Here is a 927-nt window from a genome sequence, read left to right on the forward strand (position 1 = left end):
ACGATTTTTTCAAATTCATCATTTGGCCGCGGAGTTGTTTGTATTCTCCCGCGCGTTGCTTGGCGGCGGCCAGCAGGCTGTTTGCTTCGAAAACTTTCATGACCATATCCTTTCATACGATATACTTCAACAAAATATTACCATGGAAGAATGAAGAAAAAGACCGCTGTACGATTCAAAAGGAAAAAATGAATAGTATGACCTGAGTCTTTTTGCTTATTATTGTGTGGTTAAACATTTAAGAAGAGCGCATGAAGGGGCATTTACCCATTTAAACAACTTTTTAGCGAGTGTATATTGAATGAGAGGAGTGATGTAATTGGTCAAGGTTATATTGTCATTTGTTTATTTACTTGGCTTTATCTTTTTGAGTAGATGGTCTTTTGATGGGATTTTTCATGAAGATTATTTTTCGATTGCTGGCTTTTTGTGGTCAATTATTGTTACGTTTTTCTTCGGCATTTACACCGGCAGCCCTTTGCTCTTCAGAAAGATTTCACAATCGAAACGATTAACTGTTAAAAATAAGAAATCATTTTATTTTTTAATCGGTGCAGCAGTCGTTCTTTTTATACTTTATTTCGTTTTCTCTAATTCTCTGATTAACGTAATTGCTCCATACGCTGTCCTGAGTGGATACATTTTAACTTTGATATCGGGAATAGTCTTAACCATCCTACTAAAGCCGCAAGCTGATGAGCGGACGGAATAACGTCAAATACAGATTCACAGTAGACCGCAATAAGTTTGCGGTTTTTTTTCGTTTACACATAATATGAAAATAGTGGTAAAATTTATAAAAACATAGGGGGGATTTTGTGGAGCAAACCTTGTCATCTTCGCAAGTGGGCGTGAAAATTAACGAATGGTACAAAATGATTCGTCAATTCAGCGTTCCGGATGCGGAGATTTTGAAAGCAGAAGTGG

At 36.8% G+C, this 927-nt stretch carries 3 protein-coding genes; 2 read left to right on the forward strand and 1 reads right to left on the reverse strand.

What is annotated here, in order from left to right:
* Positions 1-100, reverse strand: a 100-nt coding sequence (locus KY305_RS20445) for a hypothetical protein (protein ID WP_396021550.1), incomplete at its 3' end; no start/stop codon positions are given.
* Positions 101-319: 219 nt separating this feature from the next.
* On the opposite strand from KY305_RS20445, the gene KY305_RS19770 reads away from it, so the two are divergent.
* On the forward strand, positions 320-712 hold the full coding sequence (locus KY305_RS19770; RefSeq protein ID WP_223063937.1) for a hypothetical protein: 393 nt from the start codon (positions 320-322) through the stop codon (positions 710-712).
* A 106-nt stretch (positions 713-818) separates the two neighbouring features.
* Positions 819-927, forward strand: a 109-nt coding sequence (locus KY305_RS19775) for a response regulator aspartate phosphatase (RefSeq protein ID WP_223062620.1), incomplete at its 3' end; no start/stop codon positions are given.

This window comes from Bacillus sp. YC2 (assembly GCF_019891195.1).
Classification (GTDB): domain Bacteria; phylum Bacillota; class Bacilli; order Bacillales; family Bacillaceae; genus Bacillus.